This window comes from Pseudomonas chlororaphis subsp. chlororaphis (assembly GCF_003945765.1).
GTDB lineage: Bacteria > Pseudomonadota > Gammaproteobacteria > Pseudomonadales > Pseudomonadaceae > Aquipseudomonas > Aquipseudomonas chlororaphis.
Map to the genome: position 1 here is coordinate 4,288,313 of NZ_CP027712.1, position 17,000 is coordinate 4,305,312.

The window sequence follows — 17,000 nt, forward strand, 5'->3', positions numbered from 1 at the left end:
AAACAGGCGCGCCCGACTCGGGCGCGTCTCGCCAAGGGTGCGGGTCGATACAGGGGAGTAAACGGGCAAATAGCGGAAAGAACAGCCAATGCTCTGGATTGCGCAGAACCTGGCGAGACGCCCGAAGCCTCGGGACATCTCGCTCAGGACAGGGTCGGGGTCAGAAGCGGGCGGTCAGCTTCTCGGAGATTTCGTCCTTGATCAGCAGCCGCTTTTCCTTGAGTCGTTTCAGCTCCTCGTCAGCGGCCGCCGCGGCCTCCGCTTTGAGCACCTGATCATCAATGCTGGAGTATTTATCGAACAAGGCATTCAAGTGCGGGTCACTGGCCCGGCGCTGTTGAATGTCTTCTTTGCTGTAGCTCAGGTCCTGGTACAGGTCGTGGGGCACCGGCATGAAACACCTCCGTTTGTTGATCGGTAGCAAGCGCACTTACAGGCACTCGCCAGTTACCAGAATGACCTCCACCACCGCTGTCTGTCGACCGTCAATCAGACCACAGCGCTAACCGTTCGTCGCCTGCAGCGACATTTCCCGCGCCCCACCGCCCGCCTCACAACCCGCCACGAGCGAAGCCCCGCGGAGGGTGCCGCGATTCACCCCAGCGCCTGGGCCAGAAACGGCGCGGTGCGGCTCTTGCGGTGCCTGGCCACCTGTTGTGGCGTCCCGCTGACTACCACTTTGCCGCCCTGGGCGCCGGCGCCCGGGCCGATATCGATCACCCAGTCGGCCTGGGCCACCACGCGCATTTCATGCTCGACCACCACCACGCTGTGGCCGGCCCGCACCAGGTTGTCCAGTTGCTCCAGCAGGCGATCGACATCCCGCGGATGCAGGCCGGTGGTCGGCTCGTCCAGCACATACAGGGTGGCGCCGCGGGGGTTGCGCTGCAGCTCGGTGGCCAGCTTGATCCGCTGCGCTTCGCCGCCGGACAGTTCGGTGGCCGGCTGGCCGAGGCGCAGGTAACCCAGGCCGATATCGCGCAAGACTTCCAGGGAACGGCGGATGCTCGCCTGTCCGGCGAACACCTCGACCGCCTCCTGCACCGTCAGTTGCAGGACCTGGGCGATGTCCAGGCCCTGCCACTGGATAGCCAGGGTCTGCGGGTTGTAACGCGCGCCGTGGCAGGTCGGGCACGGCGCATAGACGCTGGGCATGAACAGCAGCTCGACGCTGACAAAACCTTCGCCTTCGCAGGCCGGGCAGCGGCCCTTGGCGACGTTGAAGGAGAACTGCCCGGCGTCGTAGCCCAGCGCGCGCGCCTCGGGGGTGGCGGCGAACAGCTTGCGCACATGGTCGAACAGCCCGGTGTAGGTCGCCAGGTTCGAGCGCGGGGTGCGGCCGATGGGTTTCTGGTCCACCTGCACCAGGCGCTTGATCCGCTCCAGCCCGGCGGTGACTTCGCCGCTGCTGGCCTGCGGGGCGTCGTCTTCCAGATTCAGTTCCTCCGGCTCTTCGTTACTCTGCGGCCGCCCGAGGTGCGCGCCCACCAGTTCCAGCAAGGCCTGGCTGACCAGGCTCGACTTGCCGGAACCCGACACTCCGGTCACCGCGGTAAAACAGCCGAGGGGGAACTGCGCGCTCAGGTCCTTCAGGTTATTGCGGCTGATGCCCTCCAGGCGCAACCAGCCCTGGGCCTGGCGCGCGGTGCGGCGGGCCGGCGCCTGTTCGGCGAACAGGTAGGCGCGGGTCTGCGACTGCGCGACCTGGGCCAGCCCCGCCGGCGGGCCGCTGTACAGCACCTGGCCGCCCTGCTCGCCCGCCGCCGGGCCGACGTCGATCAGCCAGTCGGCGCGGCGCATGGTCTGCAGGTCATGCTCGACCACGAACAGCGAATTGCCCGAAGCCTTGAGCTGCTGCAGGGCCTCGAACAACGCCTCGGCGTCCGCCGGGTGCAGGCCGGCCGAAGGCTCGTCGAGCACATAGATCACCCCGAACAGCTGCGAACCCAATTGAGTCGCCAGGCGCAGACGCTGCAACTCGCCGGACGACAGGGTCGGCGTGCTGCGCTCCAGGGCCAGGTAACCCAGGCCCAGGCCAGTCAAGGAGCTGACCCGCTCCAGCAGATCCTGGGCGATGCGTTGCGCGGCCAGGCGCTTTTCCAGGGACAGGTTCGGCGTGTGCCGCACATCCGGCCCTCCGACATGCCCCGGCGCGCCCTGGGCGATCCGTTGTTGGCGCGCGGCCTGGGTCTGTTCGTGGCTCCAGACCTCGCCGGCCTCCTCGGCCTGTTCCAGGTAAGCCTGGGCGGCCACCGGCTTGAGCACCTCGGCCAGTTGCAGCAGGGGCATCTGCGACAGCTCGCCGATGTCGAGGCCGGCGAAGGTCACCGACAGCGCCTCGCGCTTCAGGCGCTTGCCCTCACACAGCGGGCACGGGCTGCCGAGCATGAACTGCGACACGCGCTTTTTCATCAGCGCGCTTTGCGAATGGGTGAAGGTGTGCAGCACGTAGCGCCGGGCCCCGCTGAAGGTGCCCATGTAGCTCGGCTCCTGCTTGCGCTTGAGGGCCTCGCGGGTCTGCTCCGGGGTCAGCCCGGCGTACACCGGTACGGTCGGGGTTTCTTCGGTAAACAGGATCCAGTCGCGCTGTTCTTGCGGCAGGTCGCGCCAGGGAATATCGACGTCGTAGCCCAGGGTCACGAGGATGTCGCGCTGGTTCTGCCCCTGCCAGGCCAGCGGCCAGGACGCCACCGCGCGCTGGCGGATGGTCAGCGAAGGGTCCGGGACCATGGACGCCTCGCTGACCTCGTAGACCCGGCCCAGGCCATGACAGTTGGGGCAGGCCCCTTGCGGGGTGTTGGGCGAGAAGTCTTCGGCGTAGAGCATCGGCTGCCCCGGCGGGTAGCTGCCGGCCCGGGAATAGAGCATGCGGATCAGGCTGGACAAGGTGGTGACGCTGCCCACCGAAGAGCGGGTGCTCGGCGTGCCGCGCTGCTGTTGCAGGGCCACCGCCGGCGGCAGGCCTTCGATGGCGTCGACATCCGGCACCCCGACCTGATCGATCAGGCGCCGGGCGTAAGGCGCCACCGATTCGAAGTAGCGGCGCTGGGCCTCGGCATACAGGGTCGAGAACGCCAGGGACGATTTGCCGGAGCCGGAGACCCCGGTGAACACCACCAGCGCATCGCGGGGAATATCCACGTCGACGTTGCGCAGGTTGTGTTCGCGGGCGCCGCGCACCCTGACAAAACCCGAGCTGTTCGCGGGCAAGGAAGACAAAACCTGGGGCGAAGGCGTATTGCGCGCTGAAGTCATGGGACAGCCTTGTATCAGAGGTGTCGGAACAGAGGTCAAGTCAGAAAGCCCCACGGCGCCAGCACCGGCGACCGGCAGCCACCCGACCGAGGTGCAGGGTGCATGGGCCTGGGGTTTTGAGCAACCGCGGATGTCGAACGTTCGGCGGACTTTTTCCCGCTTATGGCCTTACGCCTCCAGCACCGACCTGACCATGGCGGTCAGGGCATCCGGGCTGTAGGGCTTGCTCAACAGGTGGGTGTCCGGGCTGAGCTGGTGATTGCAGGAAATGATGTCGCGGGTATGCCCCGAGGTGAACAGCACCGCCACGGCCGGCGACTGGGTCTTGGCCCAGAGCGCCAGGTCGGTGCTTTTGATCAGGCCGGGCATTACCACATCGGTGAAGATCAGCTCGACCCGGGCGCCGCTCAGCAGCAGTTGCATGGCCGCATCGCCATTGGCCGCCACCAGCACCTTGTAGCCGGCGCTCTCCAGCAGCTCGACCGCCGCCGCGCGGACGTCCTCGTTGTCCTCCACCACCAGGATGGTTTCCTGGCCGTGACCAGGCCGCTGCCCGCGCCGGGGCACCGCGCCCGGTTCCGGTTCGGTGCTGCGCACGAAATACATGCGCACCGTGGTGCCCTGCCCCGGCGTGCTGAGCATCTCGATATGGCCGCCGCTCTGCTTGACGAAACCGAACACCATGCTCAGTCCCAGCCCGGTGCCCTGGCCGTCGCGCTTGGTGGTGAAGAACGGCTCGAACGCCTGCTTGAGCACCTCGGGGGGCATGCCATCGCCGGTATCGGCCACCGACAGGCACAGGTAGTCGCCGGGACTGATGCCCTTGCCGGCGCAGAAACCGCGGTCGAGCACCACATTTTCGCCGCGGATGCCGATGGTGCCCTCGCCCTTCATGGCGTCGCGGGCGTTGATCGCCAGGTTGAGCAAGGCGTTTTCCAGCTGGCTGCGATCGACCTTGATACACCAGGGCTTCGCCGGCAGTTGCACATCGATGTCGATGGTTTCGCCGAGGGCCCGTTGCAGCAGCTCACTCAGGCTGTCGGGGATCCGGCGGGGGTTGTAGACCTCGGGCGACAGCGGCTGGCGCCGGGCGAACGCGAGCAATTGCGCGGACAGCTTGGCGCCGCGCTCGACCGCGGTAATGGCCGCGCCGACCCGGCGCTGCACATTGGCATTGTCCGGCTCATGGCGCGCCAGCAGGTGCAGGTTGCCGGCGATCACTTGCAGCAGGTTGTTGAAGTCGTGGGCCACGCCACCGGTCATGCCGCCAATGGCTTCGAGCTTCTGCACCTGGCGCAACTGCTCCTCGGCCGAGACCCGCGCGTTGACCTCCTCGGCCACCCGCTGCTCGAGGTTGCGCGTCAGTTGCAGCAGCGACTCTTCGGCCATCTTGCGTTCGTGGATATCGATCAGCACGCCGGGAAAGCGCAAGGCCTGTCCTGCGTCGTCGAACTCGCAACGGCCACAACCCATGACCCACAGGTAACTGCCGTCCTCCCGGCGGATCCGGTATTCGGTGTTGTAGGGCACGCCCTTTTTCACGCTGTAGGCGGCCTGTTCCTTGATCCGCGGCAGATCCTCGGGGTGCACCCGGCCATCGGCGACCGCCATCGACAGGTCGTCCAGCGGCTGCTCCAGCGGGTAGGAGAAGGTCCGGGCAAAACGCTCGTCGCCCGACAGCCGATCGGCCTTGATGTCCCAGACAAAGGAACCCAGCAGCGCCCCGGCATTGAGCGCCAGCTGCACCCGTTCGTTTTCCGCGCGGTAGGCGTTTTCGACTTCCTGGCGGCGCTGCTCGGACAGCACGTGGGCGGTGGTCTCGACCACGATCGCCATGACCCCGGCCGGGGCCTGGTCGTCGCCGGCCACCGGGCTGTAGTAGAGGTCCATCCAGACATGTTCCGGCTGGCCGTTGCGCAGCAGGACCAGCTCTTTGTTGCGGTACGACAGGGTCCCGCCCGCCAGGCAGGTGTCCAGCACATGGCGGTTGAAATCCGCCACTTCCGGCCAGCCCAGCTCCACCTGGCGGCCGAGCAGGTACGGATGCCGGCCGCCGGCGAATTCGGCGTAGGCATCGTTGTAGATCATGTAGCCCGAGCGGCCCCAGAGCATGACCAGCGGCACCGGCGAGGCCAGCAACAGTTGCACGGCGCTGCACAGGCTCGACGACCACTGTTCCAGCGCGCCCAGCTCGGTGACGGACCAGTCGAACGCCTGGATGCGCCCGGCCATCTCGCCTCTCCAGCCCTGGCAACCATGAGGATCGGATAAGAACGACATCGCTTGACCCAGTGAACACGATTGAATGACGGCATTCCCGGCCGCGCCCCGAACGCCACGGACAGGTACTCAAGTTTGGAGCACGGGCCACGCGGATGGTTTCACCGCATTTTCGCGATTGTCGGACCAGTCGCCATGACGCCGGTCAGACAACCCCGGCCTGTAGCCGCTGCCGCAGGCTGCGATCGGCCGGAACGGCCGTAAAAGTCTCAAGATCGCTGAAGGCCTGCGGCCTTGTCGCAACCTGCGGCAGTGGCTACATCAGCGGAAATCGCGGCTGCGCACGCTGATACCGCTCAGCAGGTCGCTGAGGTCGCTCAGGCGCCCGGCGATCAGGTGGCGGACCTCGCCTTCGGTTTCCAGGGTGCCGTCGACCTTGAGCAATTGCGCGCCCATCAGGACCTTGCGCTGGCGCTCGGCCAGGTCACGCCAGACCACCACGTTGACGTTGCCGAACTCGTCTTCCAGGGTGACGAAGGTCACGCCACTGGCGGTGCCCGGTCGCTGGCGCCCGGTGACCAGCCCGGCGATGCTCACCGGGCGCCCGTGCTCGACCTCCAGCAGCTCGCGGGAACTGCGGCAGCGCCGGGCCTTGAGCTCGCCCCGCAACAAGGCCAGCGGATGCGGCCCCAGGGTGGTGCCGACGCTCAGGTAATCGGCCTGCAGGTCTTCGCCGACCGTCGGTCGCGGCAAGACCACCGGCGCTTCCTCCTGGCGCGGCAGGCCGGCGAACAGCCCTAGCTGTTGCTGCACCCCCGCCACTTCCCAGCGCGCCCGATGCCGGTGCCCGGCCAGCCCGCGCAGGGCGCCGGCATCGGCCAGCAGCTCCTGGGCGCGGCTGTCCAGGCGCGCCCGTTGCCCGAGGTCGGCGATGTCGACAAACGGGCCATGCCCACGCGCCGCCTCGATCCGCCGCGCGTCGTCTTCGCGAAAGCCCTTGATCATCCGCAGCCCCAGGCGCAACGCCGGCTGCGCGCCGGCCAGCGGCTCCAGGCTGCAATCCCAGGTGCTGGCGCGCACGTCCACCGGACGAATCACCAGATGGTGCCGGCGCGCGTCCTGGAGGATCTGGTCGGGGCTGTAGAACCCCATGGGCCAGCTGTTGATCAGGGCGCAGGCGAAGGCCGCCGGCTCGTGGCATTTGAGCCAGCAGCTGGCATAGGTCAGCAAGGCGAAACTGGCGGCGTGGGACTCGGGGAAACCGTAGCTGCCAAAGCCCTTGATCTGCTCGAAGATCTGCGCGGCGAACTCGTCGCTGTAGCCATTGGCGCGCATGCCGTCGCGCAGGCGCAGGCGATGGGGTTCCAGGCCGCCGTGGCGTTTCCAGGCGGCCATGGAGCGGCGCAACTGGTCGGCCTCGCCGGGGGTGTAGTCGGCGGCGACAATGGCGATCTGCATCACCTGCTCCTGGAACAGCGGCACGCCCAGGGTTCGCTCCAACACCTCTTTGAGCTCCGCCGAGGGATAGGTCACCTTCTCCTTTTTGTCACGCCGGCGCAGGTACGGATGGACCATGCCGCCCTGGATCGGCCCCGGCCGGACGATGGCCACCTCGATCACCAGGTCGTAGAAATCCTTCGGCTTGAGCCGGGGCAGCATCGACATCTGCGCCCGCGACTCGATCTGGAACACACCGATGGTGTCGGCACGGCCGATCATCTCGTAGGTGGCCGGGTCCTCGGCGGGGATGCTGGCCAGGCTTAGCCGCTGGTCCCGATAGCCATGGATCAGATCGAAACAGCGGCGAATCGCGCTGAGCATGCCCAGCGCCAGCACGTCCACCTTGAGCAGCCCGACCGCGTCCAGGTCGTCCTTGTCCCACTGGATGATGGTGCGCTCGGCCATGGCCGCGTTTTCCACCGGCACCAGGGTGTCCAGCGGCTGTTCGGAAATCACGAAGCCGCCGGGGTGCTGGGACAGGTGCCGGGGAAAGCCGATCAGTTGCCCGGTCAGGCTCAGGACCCGGCGCAGCACCGGGCTGTCCGGGTCGAAGCCGGCCTCCCGCAGGCGCTCGACGGCCGGCGGCGTATCGCTCCAGTGGCCGCAGCAATCGGCCAGGGCGTTGACCTGGTCCGGCGGCAGGCCCAGGGCCTTGGCCACATCGCGCACCGCGCCGGCGCCGTGGTAGGTGCTGACCACCGCGGTCAGCGCGGCGCGGTGGCGGCCGTAACGCTGGAACACGTACTGCAGGACTTCCTCGCGGCGCTCGTGCTCGAAGTCCACGTCGATATCCGGCGGCTCGTTGCGCTCTCGGGAGAGAAAACGCTCGAACAGCAGGGTCGAGCGGTCCGGGTCGATCTCGGTGATGCCCAGGGCGAAACACACCACCGAGTTGGCCGCCGAGCCCCGGCCCTGGCAGAGGATCGACTGGCCGCGGGCAAAGTTGACGATGTCGTGCACCGTGAGGAAATAGCTCTCGTACCCCAGCTCGGTGATCAGCTCCAGCTCATCGTCGATCTGCTTGAGCACCTTGGGCTTGGCGCCCCCCGGCCAGCGCTTGACGATGCCGCGTTCGGTCAGCTCGCGCAGCCAGCTGGCGGGCGTCTGCCCTTGGGGCACCAGTTCCCGGGGATACTGGTAATGCAGTTGCCCGAGGTCGAAATGGCAGCGCTCGGCGATCCTCAGCGACTCCTCCAGCAGGGCCGACGGATACAGCCCGCGCAAGGCCTCGAGGCTGCGCAAATGCCGTTCGCCATTGGGGTGCAGGCGCTGGCCGGCCTCGGCCACCCGCACGTGATGGCGGATCGCGGTCATGGTGTCCTGCAAGGCCCGCCGCCCACGCACATGCATATGCACATCGCCGCAGGCCACGGCGGCAATGCCCAGCCCGCGAGCCAGCGCCAGCGACTCGTCCAGGCGCCGCTGATCGTCCTGGCCGCAGTGCAGCTCCACGGCCAGCCATAGCCGGTCGGCGAACACCTGCTGCAACCAGCGCCCCGCTTCTTGCTGCTCACCCTCTGGTTGACCGTCCGCCAGCCACAGGGCCAGCAGCCCCGGCAAGGGTTGTTCGAAGTCTTCGCGCAGCAGCTGGTACTGGCCCTTCTGCGCCCGGCGCCGGCCACGGGTGATCAGCCGGCACAGGCCCTGGTAACCCTCCAGGTTCTCCACCAGCAACACCAGCCTCGGGCCGTCGTCGAGGCGCATTTCGCTGCCGACGATCAGCGGTAGATTACAGTCCTTCGAGGCCTGCCAGGCCCGGACGATGCCGGCCAGGCTGCACTCGTCGGTAATCGCCAGGGCCTGGTAGCCCTGGGCCGCCGCCCGCTCGAACAGCTCGCGGGCACTGGAGGCACCGCGCTGGAAACTGAAGTTCGACAGGCAGTGCAGTTCGGCGTAGCCCTTCATGCGAACCAGCCCTGCAACAGCAAGGGCCCCGCCTCGCCCACCGGGCGATATGCCCAGCCCTGCTGGCCGCCGCGGGTTTCGATCAGGTAATAGTCGCGGCGCACGTCGCCGCCGTCCCACCAGCCGGACTCGATGCGCTCCGGCCCCATGAGAATGCGCGCCGCCCCCTCCGCCAGCACCAGCGGCTCGCGCAGCAGCCAGCCCGGGCGCCGGGGCCCGGGCAGCAGCGGGCAGGCCTGGCTGTCGCCGACCGGCTGCCAGCTGCATTCGGGGCGGTGGTCCGAGTGGAAGCGCAAGCCATGCACCGCCTCGTCCCCCAGGCGGGCGCGCAGGCGCTCGCGCAGTTGCTCCCAGGGCAGGGATTGCTGCGGGCGCTCGTCGAACAGTTCGCGGTGCTGCGGCACGAAGCGCGGCAAATCCTCGGCCACCAGGCGCACGCCACGCACCGGCGCCGGCACCTGGACCTGCTCCAGGCGCCCGCGCGCCAGTTCGAACAGCATCCCCGGCTCGCGCTCGGCGCTGAGCAGGCCAACCTTGACCAGGGTGTCGGGCAGCTCGACATGCTCCAGGTGCAGCTCGAAGCGCTGCACCCCGCTGTCACGGCCACAGAGAAACGCCGCCAGATCGCTGGTCAAGCGGCGCAGGGGAAACAGCAGGGCCTGATGGGACAGCACGTCGAAATTCAATTCGATGCGCAAGTCGAAACGGTCCGGCGGCTGATAGAACGCCAGCGCCAGGGAGCGCTCGCCCAAAAGAGTGTCCAGGTGCTTGAGCAGGCCCGCGTCGAAACGCCGGGCCAGGGTGTCCCGCGGCAGCCCACGCACCTGGGCGAAGGTGCGCAGGCCCATGCGCGACAAGGCTGTGGCCGTGCCCAGCGGCAGGCCGAGACGCTCCACGGGCATGCGCCCCAGGGCCTGGCGCAACGGTTCCAGGTCGGTCACCGCCAGCCCGTCGTAGGCATTGGCCAGCACCCGGGCCGCCGCCGGATTCGGCGCGCTGACGATGCGGTGGCGAAAACCCAGCGCTGTCAGTTCCTGGCGCAGGCGCGCCTCCAGCTGTGGCCAGGGGCCGAACAGGCCCAGGCTCGACTCGATCTCGAACACCAGGGTGCGCGGGTAATGCACGCTGACCTGGGAACTGAAGCGGTAGGCCCAGGCCGCGAGAAACTGCTGCCAACGGGCGATTTCCTCGGCGTCGTATTCGGCGCTGGCGAAGTCCTTGCTCAGGGCCTGGGCGGCGGTCAACGACTGTCCGGGGCGCAACCCCAGCTCGCGGCCCGCGGCATTCACCGCCTGGATCACCCGGCGCTGCGGCGTCCCGCTGAGCAGCGCCAGCGCGGCCTCCGGTTCGGGGCGCTGGCGCAGCGCCGCGTCCAGCGCCAATTGCGGGAACAGAATACAGACCCAGCGCATGGCAACCTCAGGGCCCCGGGGCGAAGGCGATCGGCGCCGAATGGGCCAGGCCGCCGCGGCATTTGAGCACCCGCAGCTGCGCCGGCCGCGCCTCCACGGCAAGCCGCAGGGCCGCCGGCGAAGGGTTGATGGCTTCCTTGAGGGAGCGGTAGGCAAAGGCCAGGGTCTGGCCGGTCTCGGCCGCCACCTGCAAACGCCGCAAGGCGCGGTCGTCGGCCTGTTGCGGCCAGCACAGCACGGCCCCGCAACTGCCCGAACGCAGGCATTGCTCGGCGGCCCACAGGGCATCCCGTTCGCCGGCCTGGATCACCGCCAACTGGCGCAGGTCGACCCCGGCGTTCTGCCAGGCCAGGGGGTACGGCACATGGGGCGGCGCCACCAGCACGATGCGTTCGCCGGCGGCCGAGAGCCGGGCCAGGGTCGGCCACAGCAGTTGCAGCTCACCGACACCCTGGGCGGCGATGAGGATTTCCGTCAGCGCCGCTTCCGGCCAGCCGCCGCCGGGCAAGGCCGCGTCCAGCATGGCGTGGCCGGTGGGTTGCGGGCTGGCGGCGGGCGCCGTCGGGCGGCCCTTCCACACCCGGCCGGCATTGAACAGCGTCTCCAGTGCCACGACGGCGCCCATCAGCCTTGCCTCACCAGGCCACAGAACACCCCTTCGATGGCCAGGTCGCGGTCCTCGCCGATCAGGATCGGCGCATAGGCCGGGTTGCGCGGCAGCAGGCGCACGCCCTCGGCCAGGCGTTCGAAACGCTTGATGGTGACCTCGCCGTCCAGCCGCGCCACCACGATCTGGCCGTTGCGCACCTCGCTATCGCGGCGCACCGCCACCAGGTCGCCGTCGAGGATGCCGTCCTCGATCATCGAGTCGCCCTGGACCCGCAGCAGGTAGTCGGGGGTGCGGGAAAACAGCGCCGGGTCGAGCAGCAAGCGGCTGTGCACCTCGGCATCGGCGCCGATCGGCAGGCCGGCGGCGACCCGGCCGAGCACCGGGATGTCGAGCAGTTCGGGGCGCGGCGGCTGGTTGAGCAGGCGGATGCCCCGGGCCTGGTTGGGGTTGACCTCGATGAAGCCGGCTTCGGTCAGGGCCACCACATGCTTGCGCGCCACGCTGCGCGAGGCGAAGCCGAAGGCCTCGCTGATTTCAGCGAGGCTCGGGGGCTGGCCATGTTCGGCGATGCGCTCGCGGATAAAGGTCAGGATGGCACTGCGGCGGGGAGATAAAGTGGTCATGGAGTACATTTGTACTCCTACCGGGTTTTCCTGACAAGAACCACCAGTCAGCCCAGGCCCCGGCTCGCCAGGAACGCGCTGATGTAATCGATGAACGCCAGCACCTTGGCCGTGGCCCGCCGATGGCTGGGGTAGACCGCGAGGATATGCGGCCCGAAGCAGTCCGGGTCGATGGCGTAGTCGGCCATCACCCGCACCAGGCGGCCGTCGGCCAGGTAAGGCGCGGCGCTCCACAACGGGGTGTGCAGCAGCCCGCGCCCGGCCAGGGCATTGGCCAGCAGCAGGTCGTAATTGTCGCTGCGCAGCCGCGGCGCCCGGGGTTGCGCCAGGCTCAGGCGCTGCCCGTCCCGCTCGACCCACCAGAACTCGCGGCTGAGCAAGGGATGGCGATAGAGCAGCCATTCGTGGTCGTCGAGGGTCTGCGGCGTCACCGCCACTCCCTTGCGCGCCAGGTAGGCCGGGCTGGCGCACAAGGCCAGGCAATTGCTGCCGACCACCCGGGCGATCAACCCCGGCAGGTCGTCATGGCCTTCGCGCAGGGCCAGGTCGTAGCCGCTTTCCAGCAGGTTGACGAACTCATCGCACAGGTCCATCTGCAGGTCGATCTGCGGATACTGCTCGAGGAAACCGCCACACACCTGGTCGAGAAAGGCCTGCCCATAGGCCAGCGGCGCGGTGATCTTCAGGTTGCCGCGCAGGCCATGCTGCAACTGCTCGATTTCCTCGCCGGCCTCCTCCAGCCGCTGCAGGACCTGGCGCGCGGTGTCCAGGTAGAGCCGCCCCACTTCCGTCAGCAAGATCCGCCGGGTGCTGCGCTCGAACAAGCGCGCGCCCAGCTCGACCTCCAGGTGATTGACCGCCTTGGTCAGGGCCGAGGGGGTCTTGCCCAACTGCTCGGCGGCGCGGCTGAAACTGCCCATCTGCGCGGTGACCACGAACATTTTCAGTGCACTCAACTTGTCCATGCTTTTTCCATTCAGGCAAAAACGTTTTTCGTCAGCGAGGCGTTCTGTCGGCTCTGGCAAGCCAATAAGCTGGCCATCAGACGCAATAACAAGGAAATACTCAATGAAAAGATTCATCCCGAATCTGCTGACGATTGCAGTGAGTTTTGCCTCAATGGAAGCCATGGCCGCCACCGATCTGGTGCTGTTCAACGGCCAGGTGTTCACCGCCGACCGCGCCCAACCCAAGGCCCAGGCCCTGGCGGTGGCCGACGGCAAGGTGCTGCAGGTGGGCAGCGACGCGCAGATCAAGGCCCTGATCGAAACCGGCACCCGGGTCATCGACCTGGGCGGCAAGACCCTGATGCCCGGCCTGATCGACAGCCATTCCCACGCGATCTTCGGCGGCCTGGAAATGACCTCGGCCAACATGCAGGACGAGGTGGTCGGTCTCGACGAGCTGGAGAAAAAGCTGCGTGCCTGGCGCGACGACGGCAAGGCCAGGCATGGCGATGTCCTCGGCATCGCCGGCATGAGCTCGGCCTACTGGGCCCAGGCCGAAGCCCTGGGCCAGCGCTTCAACGCCGGCGAATGGGCCAGGGTGCCGGTGGTGTTCACCGGTAGCGATCACCATACCGCCTGGGCCAACAATGCGATGCTCGAGCGCGCCGGCATCGACGCCGCTCTGCTCAAGAACCTGCCGCAGGCCGAGCGCGACACCATCGGCAAGCTCGCCGACGGCCGCCCCAACGGCTTCCTGGTGGATGCCGGCTGGGACCGGGTCGCGGCGAAAATGCCGGTGCCCAGCGCCGCCGCCCTGCTCAACGCGGCGCAATCGGCGGTGCGCTACAACAACAGCCTGGGCATCACCGCCTGGATGGACCCGGCGGCCAACGCGGCTCCCGGCGAGGCGGTATTCGCCCTCAAGCCCACCGCCCAGACCGTCGGTGTGCTGCCGGCCTACAAGGCGCTGGCCGAGAGCGGCGGCATGAGCGCCCATGTCGCCGCGCTGCTGGTGGCCAACCCGAAAAGCCTTCCTGCCGACCTCGACGTCCTGGAGCAGGTGCGCCAGCAATTCCAGGGCATCCCCAACCTGACCCTGCCCGGGGTCAAGATCTTCGCCGACGGGGTGATCGAGTACCCGGCCCAGAGCGCGGCGATGATCGATCCCTACAGCAACTCGCACAAACAGGGCGAACTGCTGATCGATCCCGAGCATTTCGGTGAGCTGGTCAGCGCCATCGACCAGCGCGGCTGGCGGGTGCACATCCATGCGATCGGCGACCGCGCGGTGCGCGAATCCCTCAACGGCATCGCCCAGGCGCGCAAGGACCGCCAGAGCGGCATCGCCCACTCCATCACGCACCTGCAGATGGTCAACCCGAAAGAGTTCGCCCGCTTCAAGCCGCTGGGGGTCATCGCCTCGATGCAACTGCTGTGGGCCTCGGCGGACGACTACACCCTGGACATGATCAAGCCCTACGTCAGCGCCCTGGCCTTCCGTTACCAGTACCCGGCGCATTCCCTGCTCAAGCAGGGCGCGACCCTCGCCGGGGCCAGCGACTGGCCGGTGTCCTCGCCCAACCCGTGGAACGCCATCGCCCAGGCCATCACCCGCAAGGGGCCGCTGGGGGTGCTCAACGCCGACGAGCGCCTGGACCGCGAAACCATGTTCTACGCCTACACCCTCAATGCCGCCCGCGCCATCGGCCTGGAGCAACGGATCGGCTCGCTGAGCGCCGGCAAACAGGCCGATTTCATCGTGCTGGACCGCGACGTGTTCAAGGTCGACGAAAAGGCCCTGCACGAAACCCAGGTGCTGCAGACCTGGTTCGCCGGCCGCGAAGTCTACGCCCGGCCTCTCTAATCCGATCCGTCTGAAAACCAGCTGATCCACTGCCCCGCCCCACGTCCTTGCGTGTGGGCCGGCGCAGCCTTGCCCGAAACCTGCCCATAACAATCACAACAATACGGGACGCCCACATGAAGACCCTCAGCCTGTTCGCCATCGGTGCCTTGAGCCTGTTGCCCCTGGGCAGCCAGGCCCTGCCCTTGAACGATGACTTTGCCGTGGAACTGGAACTGACCCTGGCCAGCGACTACCGCACCCGCGGCATTTCCCAGACCCAGAACGACCCCGCCGCCCAGGCCGCGGCGACCCTGCTGCACAGCAGCGGCCTGTACCTGGGCGCCTGGACCTCCAACGTCGATTTCGGCGGCGGCCTGAAGACCCGCCAGGAAGTCGACTACTACGCCGGCTGGCTGTGGCAGGCCAGCGACGCGGTCAGCCTCGACCTGGGCTACCTCAAGTACAGCTACCCCCGGGAAGGGCAATTCAACCAGAGCGAGGTCTACGGGATTTTCAGCGCCTACGGGTTCAGCCTGGCGGCCTATTACTCCAACGATGCACCGGGCATCGACAGCCAGCAGAACACCCTGTACCGCTACCTCGGCTACGAAACCGAGCTGCCCCTGGGCCTGGGCTTGAAGCTGCGTTACGGCGAGATGGACTTCAAGGACCCCCGGCTGATCTCGGCCTCGGGCCAGGGCGAGGATGCCTACCACGAATGGGAGGCCAGACTGACCCGCGAAGTGGCGGGCGTGGTGCTGGGCCTGAGCTATATCGATACCGACCTGTCGAAAAGCCAGTGCACCGGCAATTACGGGTTCAGCGACCTGTGTGGCGCGAGCTGGGTCGCCAGTGCCAGGAAGACCTTCTGAATCCCGCGGGCGCTGGTCGGCGTGAACCGATACGAAAAGCAGCGCCCTTTCGACATTTTTTTTACCAATCCCTCTCTATAGTCGGCAGTGCAACTGCTGGCGTCTTCATCACAGGTAGAGGAACGAACTGAAATGGTCTTGGGCAAAGGACTGCGATTCGCGTCACTCACATCGACCCGCCTGGTGCTGCTGTTTTCCCTGGCGCTGGTGCTGCTCTACAACTTCGCCACCTGGCACGCCCTGGGCAACCTGATCAGCCTGCAAGGCCTGCACAAGCTGGCGTTCTTCGCTTCCTTCGGGCTGTTCCTGTGGGCCGCCATCACCCTGCTGCTGACCCTGGTGTCCTTCCGCTGGACCCTCAAGCCAGCGCTGAGCCTGGTGGCCCTGACCTCAGCCGCCGCCGCGTATTTCATGAACCAGTACGGCATCACCATCGACACGGTGATGGTGCAGAACGTGTTCGAGACCAACCCGGACGAAGCCGCCGCGCTGTTCAATTTCAAGCTGCTGGGCTACCTGCTGGTGCTGGGCCTGTTGCCGGTGGTGCTGATCTGGCGCACCCCGGTGCGCTACCGGCCGTTCTTTCGCGGCCTGCTGAACAAGCTGCTGGTGATCGCCGGCTGTGTGCTGGTGATCGCGGTCTCGGTCGGCGCCTTCTATTCCACCTACGCGCCGATCTTTCGCGAAGAAGACAAGCTGACCCACTTCATCAACCCGACCAACTACATCTACGCCCTCGGCAAATACGCCAAGCAGAGCCTGGGGGTCAAGCAACACCTGGTGGTCCAGCCGATCGGTCAGGACGCGGCGATGAGCGCCCAGGCCAGCGCCCGGGAGAAGAAGTCGCTGATGATCCTGGTGGTCGGCGAAACCGCCCGCGCCGATCACTTCTCCCTCAACGGCTATGCCCGCGACACCAACCCGGAGCTGGCCAGGCTGGACATCCTCAATTTCACCCAGGTGCACTCCTGCGGCACCTCGACCGCGGTCTCGGTGCCGTGCATGTTCTCGATGTTTCCCCGCGGGGACTACAGCGACAAGAAGGGCAAGACCTACGAAGGCCTGCTGGATGTGCTGCAACGGGCCGGCGTGCAGGTGCTGTGGCTGGACAACAACAGCGACTGCAAGGGCACCTGCCTGCGGGTGCCGAACCGCGACATTCCCAAGACCCAGCCGAGCCCCTTCTGCGACGGCAAGAACTGCCTGGACGAAGCCCTGCTGGTGGACCTGCAGCAGTACATCGACCACCTCGGCGACAACGCGATCATCGTCCTGCACGCCGACGGCAGCCACGGCCCGGAGTACTACGAGCGCTATCCGAAGAGCCTGGAGCGCTTCACCCCGATCTGCCACACCAACCAGCTGGGCAGTTGCAGCAGCGAGGAACTGGTGAACGTCTACGACAACACCATCCTCTACACCGACCACTTCCTGGCCCGGGTCATCGAGCTGCTCAAGCACAACCAGCAACGCTTCGACACCTCGATGCTGTACGTCTCCGACCATGGCGAGTCCCTCGGCGAAAACGGCCTGTACCTGCACGCCGCGCCCTACGCCCTGGCGCCGCAGGCGCAGACCCATGTGCCGATGCTGATGTGGTTCGGCCAGCAGGCCCTGAATGACCTGGGCATCCAGCGCGACTGCCTGCAAGGCAAGAGCGGCGAGCCGGACCTGAGCCACGACAACCTGTTCCACTCGGTGCTCGGGCTGTTCGAGATCAAGACCAGCCTGTACCAGCCGCAGCTGGACATCTTCCATTCATGCCGGCCGAACATGACCGCGGCACACTAGCGCCGCTGGATAGCGCTTG

The 17,000-nt window shown here is 67.3% G+C and carries 11 protein-coding genes; 3 read left to right on the forward strand and 8 right to left on the reverse strand.

Features of this window, described 5'->3' with window-relative positions; translation table 11 throughout:
• Positions 1–160 precede the first annotated feature (160 nt).
• The 8 genes from C4K27_RS19300 to C4K27_RS19335 all read right to left on the reverse strand — a co-directional run bounded on the left by C4K27_RS19300 (position 161) and on the right by C4K27_RS19335 (position 12,490).
• A complete protein-coding gene (locus tag C4K27_RS19300) occupies positions 161–394 on the reverse strand; it encodes a DUF465 domain-containing protein (RefSeq protein ID WP_007932361.1) in 234 nt (77 codons plus the stop codon).
• Positions 395–594: 200 nt separating this feature from the next.
• Positions 595–3,255 carry an excinuclease ABC subunit UvrA gene (locus C4K27_RS19305; protein WP_053261769.1) on the reverse strand — a complete coding sequence of 887 codons (2,661 nt, stop codon included), beginning with the start codon at positions 3,253–3,255 and terminating at the stop codon, positions 595–597.
• A gap of 168 nt (positions 3,256–3,423) precedes the next feature.
• Entirely contained in the window at positions 3,424–5,535 is a 2,112-nt protein-coding gene (locus C4K27_RS19310) for a hybrid sensor histidine kinase/response regulator (RefSeq protein WP_053261770.1), read from the reverse strand.
• 261 nt (positions 5,536–5,796) lie between these two features.
• Entirely contained in the window at positions 5,797–8,880 is a 3,084-nt protein-coding gene (locus C4K27_RS19315) for an error-prone DNA polymerase (RefSeq protein ID WP_053261771.1), read from the reverse strand.
• Positions 8,877–10,292, reverse strand: coding sequence for a Y-family DNA polymerase (locus C4K27_RS19320; protein WP_053261772.1), 1,416 nt, complete (start codon positions 10,290–10,292; stop codon positions 8,877–8,879). Before C4K27_RS19320 ends, C4K27_RS19315 begins: the two co-directional genes overlap by 4 nt.
• Positions 10,293–10,299: 7 nt before the next feature.
• Positions 10,300–10,917, reverse strand: a complete 618-nt coding sequence (imuA, locus tag C4K27_RS19325; RefSeq protein ID WP_053261773.1) for a translesion DNA synthesis-associated protein ImuA — start codon at positions 10,915–10,917, stop codon at positions 10,300–10,302.
• Entirely contained in the window at positions 10,917–11,534 is a 618-nt protein-coding gene (gene lexA / locus C4K27_RS19330; protein ID WP_053261774.1) for a transcriptional repressor LexA, read from the reverse strand. The genes imuA and lexA overlap by 1 nt, the downstream gene beginning before the upstream one ends.
• A 38-nt stretch (positions 11,535–11,572) precedes the next feature.
• Positions 11,573–12,490: a LysR family transcriptional regulator gene (locus C4K27_RS19335; RefSeq protein ID WP_053261775.1), complete on the reverse strand. Its 918-nt coding sequence runs from the start codon at positions 12,488–12,490 to the stop codon at positions 11,573–11,575.
• A gap of 103 nt (positions 12,491–12,593) precedes the next feature.
• Between C4K27_RS19335 and C4K27_RS19340 the strand changes: the two genes are divergently transcribed.
• The 3 genes from C4K27_RS19340 to C4K27_RS19350 all read left to right on the forward strand — a co-directional run bounded on the left by C4K27_RS19340 (position 12,594) and on the right by C4K27_RS19350 (position 16,981).
• A complete protein-coding gene (locus C4K27_RS19340; RefSeq protein WP_007929349.1) occupies positions 12,594–14,336 on the forward strand; it encodes an amidohydrolase in 1,743 nt (580 codons plus the stop codon).
• A 116-nt stretch (positions 14,337–14,452) separates the two neighbouring features.
• Positions 14,453–15,190 (forward strand): TorF family putative porin, encoded by a 738-nt coding sequence (locus C4K27_RS19345; protein WP_053261776.1) that lies wholly within the window; start codon positions 14,453–14,455, stop codon positions 15,188–15,190.
• A 132-nt stretch (positions 15,191–15,322) separates the two neighbouring features.
• Positions 15,323–16,981, forward strand: coding sequence for a phosphoethanolamine transferase (locus C4K27_RS19350; RefSeq protein WP_053261777.1), 1,659 nt, complete (start codon positions 15,323–15,325; stop codon positions 16,979–16,981).
• The last annotated feature ends 19 nt before the right edge of the window (positions 16,982–17,000 follow it).

What these genes read in the sequence shown, in the direction of transcription:
- C4K27_RS19300 (WP_007932361.1), bottom strand. Translation starts at nt 394, where the DNA reads ATGCCGGTGCCCCACGACCTGTACCAGGACCTGAGCTACAGCAAAGAA.
- C4K27_RS19305 (WP_053261769.1), bottom strand. Translation starts at nt 3,255, where the DNA reads ATGACTTCAGCGCGCAATACGCCTTCGCCCCAGGTTTTGTCTTCCTTG.
- C4K27_RS19310 (WP_053261770.1), bottom strand. Translation starts at nt 5,535, where the DNA reads ATGTCGTTCTTATCCGATCCTCATGGTTGCCAGGGCTGGAGAGGCGAG.
- C4K27_RS19315 (WP_053261771.1), bottom strand. Translation starts at nt 8,880, where the DNA reads ATGAAGGGCTACGCCGAACTGCACTGCCTGTCGAACTTCAGTTTCCAG.
- C4K27_RS19320 (WP_053261772.1), bottom strand. Translation starts at nt 10,292, where the DNA reads ATGCGCTGGGTCTGTATTCTGTTCCCGCAATTGGCGCTGGACGCGGCG.
- imuA (WP_053261773.1), bottom strand. Translation starts at nt 10,917, where the DNA reads ATGGGCGCCGTCGTGGCACTGGAGACGCTGTTCAATGCCGGCCGGGTG.
- lexA (WP_053261774.1), bottom strand. Translation starts at nt 11,534, where the DNA reads ATGTACTCCATGACCACTTTATCTCCCCGCCGCAGTGCCATCCTGACC.
- C4K27_RS19335 (WP_053261775.1), bottom strand. Translation starts at nt 12,490, where the DNA reads ATGGACAAGTTGAGTGCACTGAAAATGTTCGTGGTCACCGCGCAGATG.
- C4K27_RS19340 (WP_007929349.1), top strand. Translation starts at nt 12,594, where the DNA reads ATGAAAAGATTCATCCCGAATCTGCTGACGATTGCAGTGAGTTTTGCC.
- C4K27_RS19345 (WP_053261776.1), top strand. Translation starts at nt 14,453, where the DNA reads ATGAAGACCCTCAGCCTGTTCGCCATCGGTGCCTTGAGCCTGTTGCCC.
- C4K27_RS19350 (WP_053261777.1), top strand. Translation starts at nt 15,323, where the DNA reads ATGGTCTTGGGCAAAGGACTGCGATTCGCGTCACTCACATCGACCCGC.